This window comes from Desulfocurvus sp., from assembly GCF_023230885.1.
In the GTDB taxonomy this organism is placed as follows: Bacteria; Desulfobacterota; Desulfovibrionia; order Desulfovibrionales; family Desulfovibrionaceae; genus Desulfocurvus.
Map to the genome: position 1 here is coordinate 1 of NZ_JALNWM010000206.1, position 6,164 is coordinate 6,164.

The window sequence follows — 6,164 nt, forward strand, 5'->3', positions numbered from 1 at the left end:
CAGCCTCATCGAGGTCGACGCCACGGAAACGCTGTTCACCCGCCCCAGGCACAAGCAGACTGAAGACTATATCACCGGCCGCTTCGGCTAGGCCGCGAGGAGCCCCAATGATAAAGAAGGAGACCCACTTCCATCAGCAGGTCGACGAGCTCAAGATCATGATCCTCCAGATGGCGGCCTATGTGGAGCGCGCGGTGGACATGGCCACCCGGGCGCTGCTGGAGCGCAACGCCGAGCTGGCCGAGCGCGTCATCGAAAGCGACGCGCAGATCAACCAGCTGGAGAACGACATCGACGAGTTCTCGCTGCGGCTGCTGGTGCGCGACCAGCCCGTGGCGCGCGACCTGCGCTTCATCACCGGCTGCCGCCGCGCCGTCATCGACCTGGAGCGCGCCGGCGACGAGGCCGTGAACATCGCGGAGAAGACCATCTACCTCTCCAAGCTCTCCCAGACGCCGCACAACCCCATGCTCGAAGAGCTGGTGGCCACGGCCAAGGACATGCTGCGCGTGGCCGTGGAGGCCATCCAGGAGGAGAACGTGGAGAAGGCCACCGACGTGTGCCGCATGGACTACAAGGCCGACGACCTCAACGTGCGCATCCTCAAGAAGACCATGGACGACATGGTCACCGAGGTCACCGGCGTGCGCCGCGCCGTGAACACCATCCTGGCCGCCCGCAGCCTGGAGCGCATCGGCGACCTGTCCACCAACCTGGGCGAAACCGTCATCTTCATCGTCAAGGGCGTCAGCGTGAAGCACAACTGCCAGCGGTTCTAGCCGCCGGGCGCCCAGACAGACCGGGCCGGATTCCCTGGTGGGGAATCCGGCCCGGTCTCTTTGGCCTGGGGCCGTGCTTCCGGGGGGCTGGGCCGCCCCGGCGCCGTCCGGCTAGCGGGCGATCATGGAGCGCAGGATGTCGGCGCAGTTTTCGGTGTAGTGGGCCATGCCGTGCAGCTTTTCCACGAAGTGGATGAGCTGGTAGATGTCTTTGAAATGCATCTCGGCGTTGTAGATGCGGCTGACGAGGCGGTTCTTCATCTTGAACACGGTGCTGCGCTTGCGGCGGATGGCCCAGTATTTGTCCTTGGTGCCGCGGCGGTCCAGGTTCTTGGTGTAGATGATGCCCAGGGTGGCGGACAGGGCCGGGCCGAGCATGTTGGTGATGTCGTCCACCTCCTCGATCAGCTCGATGATGTCCGACTGGAACTCCGCCGGGATGTCCACCCGGCGCATGGCCAGCCACTGCACGGCCTCCTGGGCCTCGTCCAGGATGTTGTCCTGTGTTTTCGTGTAGTTGAGGAACAAGGTCTTGTCCACGGGCATGAACAGCCCGCGCGGCATGTGGTTGTGGATGCGCCGCTTGATGAGGTCGGCCTGGTTCTCGATCTCGTCGATCTGCTGCACAAGCTCCAGGAACTCGCGGCAGGCACCGCCCGCCACATAGCACTCCATGGATTCCTTGATGATGGCCACGCAGCCGTTGATCTTCTCGTAATGCTCAAGCAGCCCGTCCAGGGGCGACCTGTCGGCCAGCAGGCCGAAGAAGGGGACGCGCATATGTGTTCCTCCGGGCCCCGCCGGCCTTCCTACAGGAAGGTCCAGCGCAGGACTTGAAAGATGACGATGGACGTGAACGCGGCAATGGGCACCGTCAACAGCCAGTAGACCACTATCCTGCCAAGCACCCCGAAGTCTACTGCCCGGAAGCCTCGAGCCAGGCCGACCCCGGTGACCGCGCCCACGGTGGCGTGGGTGGTGGAGACGGGCAGGCCCAGCTTGGAGGCCACGAGCACCGTGGTCGCCGCCGCGAAGTCCACGGCGAAGCCCCGGGTGTTGGTCAGGGTGGTGATCTTCTCGCCCACGGTGGCCATGACCTTGTGGCCCAGCAGGCAGATGCCCAGGGCGATGCCCAGGCCGCCCAGCCCAAGGAGCCACAGGGGCACGTCGGCCTGGGCCAGCAGGGTGCCGTGCTTGACCAGGACATAGATGGCCGCGATGGGCCCCACGGCGTTGGCCACGTCGTTGGCGCCCTGGGAGAGGGCCACATAGCACGAGGTGAAAATCTGCATCTTGCGGAAGATGGCTTCCACGCCCTCGGCGCTTTCCTCCACGCGGGCGGCCAGTTTCCAGGCCATGCGGGCCGACAGCGCCCACACCAGCCCCGCCAGCACCAGGACAAGGACCAGGGATTCGTACCAGGCCAGGGCCAGCCGGGCGCCCACGGGGGTCTTGTAGAGGAACGAGAAGCCCACCAGGACCATGGTCAGGGCCATCCAGCGCGGGCCCCAGATGCGCGCGCTGCGGATGAAGTCCGTGGCCATGAATATCCGGCGGCGGATCTGGGTGAAGATCAGGAATCCGACCACGGCGGCGAAGAACGGCGAGACGAACCACGAGAGCACCACCCCGCCGAGCTTGGACCACTGGACCACCGAGGGGCCGCCAGCCACCAGCCCGAAGCCCAGGATCGCCCCGACGATGGAATGCGTGCTGGACACGGGCAGGCCCGTGAGGGTGGCGATGAGCACCCACAGGGCCGCGGCCAGCAGCGCCGAGAACATGCCCAGCAGGATGAGCTGCGGGTCGGAGATTCCGGCCGGGTTGATGATGCCTTTGCTCACCGTGGCCGTGACGTGGGAGCCCAGGAACACGGCGCCCACGAAGTTCAGCATGCCCGCGATGAACACGGCCTGGCGCACGGTGATCGCCCGCGCGCCCACGGCGGAGGCCATGGAGTTGGCGACATCGTTGGCCCCCAGGTTGAAGGCCATCAGGAATCCCGCCGCCAGGGACAGGAGGAAGAACAGGTCGTAGAGGTCCATGCGCCTTCCTTGGGCTTCCGTGATCCGGGTGTGCCGGAAAGGGTCGCCGGTCCGGTGGTCCGGGCGGCGTCTCGGGCGCTTTATTACAGTTGTGTTACGACAATGTGACGATTGCCGGGGCAGTCATAGCCCACTCGGGCCCAAAAGGATAGCGCCCGGGGTTTTCCGCTGCTGGCGGCGCCTCGCCGGGCGCAAAAAAACGGCGGGCGCGGGGCTGGCCGACGGAGGGGGCGGATGGACGCGGGCGGGCCGACGGGGGCCGGGGGCCGGGTGCCCCGGCGGCCTGGGCGCGAGGCGGCCCCGGGGGTGCTCCGGCGGCGGCTGGCCCGGCGCCGGGCGCGCGGCCTCAGCGCAGGGTTTCGAACTCGCCGCGCTCGCGGTTCTTGCGCACGTTGTCCCAGGAGAAGACCTTGCCGTTCATGGTGATGTAGGCCCCCGGGGGCAGCAGCTGCACGGCGCTGAAGGCGCAGCCCAGGTTGAACAGCGCGTCGGAGTTGACGAAGGAATAGGGCACCATGGCGCCCAGCAGGACCACGGTGCGCCCCGTGTCCGCCGCGCCGATGACCCGGGCCGTCTCGGGCATGGTGTCGGTTCCGTGGGTGATGACGATCTTGTCCTCGGGCGCGGCCAGCACGCGCGCGAGGATCAGCTGGCGGTCCTCGTCGCCCATGAACAGGCTGTCCTTGAGCATCACGGTCTCGATGGCCGCCTCGGCCCGGCACTTGGCCTGGACCAGGATGTCGCTCAGGTGCGTCTTGGTGAAGACCAGCTCGCCGTTCAGCTGGTTGTATTCCTTGTCCAGCGTGCCGCCGGTGACGAGGATGCGGATCATGGCGTGGGCTCCGGTGCGGGCCGCCCCGCGCGGGGCGGGGCGGCGGGCTTACATGTGCAGGCTCTGGCGCTCGGGCGACAGGCGCAGCTCCAGGCGGCGGGCGTAGGCGCTCATGGCGTAGCAGCATACGAAGTAGAGGAACGCCGCCGTGGTGTACATTTCGATGGGGTAGATCATCAGCCGGTTGTTCAGGACCATGGTCACGTTGGTCAGTTCCATGACCCCGAGCACATAGGCCAGGGAGGTGTCCTTGAAGATGGCGATGAACTGGCCGACGATGGGCGGGATCATCTGTTTGAGGGCCTGGGGCAGGATGACGTGGCGCATGACCCGGTAGTAGGACAGGCCGGTGGAGAAGGCCGCCTCGAACTGGCCGGGGGCGATGTTCTGCACGCCCGAGCGCACGATCTCGGCCAGGTAGGCCCCGGTGAACACGGTCAGGGCGATGGTCGCGCTCCAGAACACATGCAGGAAGGTCCCGGTGAGCACGGGGATGAAGAAATAGACCCAGAAGATGACCATGATCAGCGGGTTGCCGCGGATGACCTCGATGTAGAGGGTGCTTGGCACCCGCAGCAGCAGGTTCCGGGACGTGCGGCCCAGGCCCGCCAGCAGGCCCAGGGGGAAGCTCGCGGTGATGGCGATGACGGCCATGAGCACGGCCATGGCCAGGCCGCCGGTGCCGCCCATGATCTCGCTGGGATCGTCGGTGGGCAGGCGCCAGATGAGCATGGTCCGGAAGTTGTCGGCGATGACGCCCCAGTTGAAGCTCCACAGGCCGCGCAGGGTGCTGTAGAGCACGACGGCCAGGGCGGCCAGGAAGGCGAGCTTGGCCGCCAGGACCAGGGCGGCCCAGGCGCGGGCGGCGGCGCTGTTCAGGGCGGCGCGGGCCGGGGAATAGGTCATGGCCCGGGCGGCGCGGCGCCGGGCGGCGGCGCGCCCGGCGAGGCAGCGCACCGGCCGGGCCGCCAGGGCGCAGCCCGCGCACAGCGGCTCCACCACGCGGGCCAGCAGGCGCTCGGCGGGCGAGCAGGGCCCCCCGCCCACGCGCAGCCGGACGTTGATGGCGTTGAGCACGGCGGAGATGACCAGCGACAGGGTCAGGTACAGGGCCGAGGCGGCGGTGGCGGCCTCGAAGCCCCGGAAGGTCATGGACTCCACCTGCTGCGAACTCCAGGCCAGCTCGGCCACGCCCACGAACATGGCCAGGGAGGAGTTCTTCATGTTGTTCAGGAATTCGCTGCCCAGGGGCGGGATGATGGCCCGGAAGGCCACGGGCAGGATGATCCTGCGCAGCACCTGGGGGTAGGTCAGGCCGCTGGAATAGGCGGCCTCGAGCAGGCCCTTGGGGATGGATTGCAGCCCGGCGCGGATGACCTCGGCCATGAACGAGGCGGTGTAGGCCGACAGGCCGACCACGGCGGTCATGAACTCGAAGCCGAAATTCATGTCGGCCAGCCAGGGCGGCAGGATCCATTCCAGCCACGAGGGCAGGAAGGTCATGAAGGTGACCTGGAAGCCGAACACGGCCTCGCGGGCGCCCTCGGGCAGGGCCATGGGGAAGGCGAAATACCAGAAGAGCAGCTGGACCAGAAGCGGGGTGTTGCGGAAGAACTCGACGTAGGCGGTGGACAGCCAGTACACGGGCTTGAACCGGGACACGCGGCCCAGGCCGAGCAGGACGCCCAGCCCCAGGGCCGCCGCGGCGCTGACCAGGGAGATGATCACCGTCCAGCACACGCCCATGAGCAGGAGCAGGCCGTAGTGCTCGCCGTAGGTCTGGTTGACGGTGAACAGCACGCTCCAGTCGAAGGCGTAGCCGAAGTCGAAGACCCAGCCCCAGTAGTAGACGGCGCTGGCCAGGATGAACAGGAGCAGGCCGATCTGCACCCAGGTCTTTTCAAGCAGCAGTCGTGTCATGGTCCCTTCGCGTGCGGTCTGTCCGGGAAACAGGCATGAGCCCGGGGCGGCCCGGGCTCATGCGTTCAATACCGTGTGCGACGTGCCCCCTACGGCCACATCTCGATTTCTTCGGTCATCGGGAAGGCGTAGGGCGTGTCGGGGCCGTACCACTTGTTGTAGATCTGCATGTAGGTGCCGTCGGCCCACATGTCCTGGATGGCGAAGTTCACGGCGTCGCGCAGCTTGGACTCGTCCTCGGGCAGGCCCATGCCGTAGGGCTCGTTGGAGAAGAAGTCGCCCACCAGCTCGAACTGGCCGGGATCCTGGGCGGCGTAGCCGAGCAGGATGGTGGAGTCGGTGCTCCAGGCGGCCACGCGGCCCATCTTCAGGGCCTGGTAGCACTCGGATTCCTTCTGGAAGGAGATGACGTTCTTGTCGGCGTCGGGGTCGCCCAGCTTCTTGAGCAGGTTCTTGATGTTGATCTCGGAGGTCGTGCCCTGCATGGTGGCGATCTTCTTGCCGACGAAGTCCTCCCACTTGGTGTACTGGCCCTTCTTGGCGAGCAGCTTCTGGCCGTCGAAGAAGTAGGTGATGGAGAAGTCGATG

6 protein-coding genes and 1 pseudogene are annotated in these 6,164 nt (G+C 66.9%); 2 read left to right on the forward strand and 5 right to left on the reverse strand.

All coding sequences use genetic code 11. The annotated features are described in order from the left end of the window. Positions 1-91 (forward strand): annotated as a pseudogene (pstB, locus tag M0P34_RS12985) (phosphate ABC transporter ATP-binding protein); the annotation flags it as partial. Between the two features lie 16 nt (positions 92-107). Continuing rightward, positions 108-779, forward strand: a complete 672-nt coding sequence (phoU, locus tag M0P34_RS12990) for a phosphate signaling complex protein PhoU (protein WP_291499827.1) — start codon at positions 108-110, stop codon at positions 777-779. 111 nt (positions 780-890) lie between these two features. Here phoU and M0P34_RS12995 read toward each other — a convergent pair whose 3' ends face one another. From M0P34_RS12995 to M0P34_RS13015, 5 genes are all read right to left on the reverse strand, one after another. Beyond that, positions 891-1,559 carry a DUF47 family protein gene (locus M0P34_RS12995; protein ID WP_291499829.1) on the reverse strand — a complete coding sequence of 223 codons (669 nt, stop codon included), beginning with the start codon at positions 1,557-1,559 and terminating at the stop codon, positions 891-893. A 29-nt stretch (positions 1,560-1,588) separates the two neighbouring features. Further along, on the reverse strand, positions 1,589-2,824 hold the full coding sequence (locus tag M0P34_RS13000) for an inorganic phosphate transporter (RefSeq protein WP_291499831.1): 1,236 nt from the start codon (positions 2,822-2,824) through the stop codon (positions 1,589-1,591). A 346-nt stretch (positions 2,825-3,170) separates the two neighbouring features. Next, positions 3,171-3,656, reverse strand: coding sequence for an asparaginase domain-containing protein (locus M0P34_RS13005; protein WP_291499832.1), 486 nt, complete (start codon positions 3,654-3,656; stop codon positions 3,171-3,173). Between the two features lie 48 nt (positions 3,657-3,704). Further along, positions 3,705-5,576, reverse strand: coding sequence for an amino acid ABC transporter permease (locus tag M0P34_RS13010; protein WP_291499834.1), 1,872 nt, complete (start codon positions 5,574-5,576; stop codon positions 3,705-3,707). Between the two features lie 89 nt (positions 5,577-5,665). Further along, positions 5,666-6,164: transporter substrate-binding domain-containing protein (locus M0P34_RS13015; protein ID WP_291499836.1), on the reverse strand; the 499-nt coding region annotated here is incomplete at its 5' end.

Coding starts and splice junctions, on each gene's coding strand:
- phoU (WP_291499827.1), top strand. CDS start 108: ATGATAAAGAAGGAGACCCACTTCCATCAGCAGGTCGACGAGCTCAAG.
- M0P34_RS12995 (WP_291499829.1), bottom strand. CDS start 1,559: ATGCGCGTCCCCTTCTTCGGCCTGCTGGCCGACAGGTCGCCCCTGGAC.
- M0P34_RS13000 (WP_291499831.1), bottom strand. CDS start 2,824: ATGGACCTCTACGACCTGTTCTTCCTCCTGTCCCTGGCGGCGGGATTC.
- M0P34_RS13005 (WP_291499832.1), bottom strand. CDS start 3,656: ATGATCCGCATCCTCGTCACCGGCGGCACGCTGGACAAGGAATACAAC.
- M0P34_RS13010 (WP_291499834.1), bottom strand. CDS start 5,576: ATGACACGACTGCTGCTTGAAAAGACCTGGGTGCAGATCGGCCTGCTC.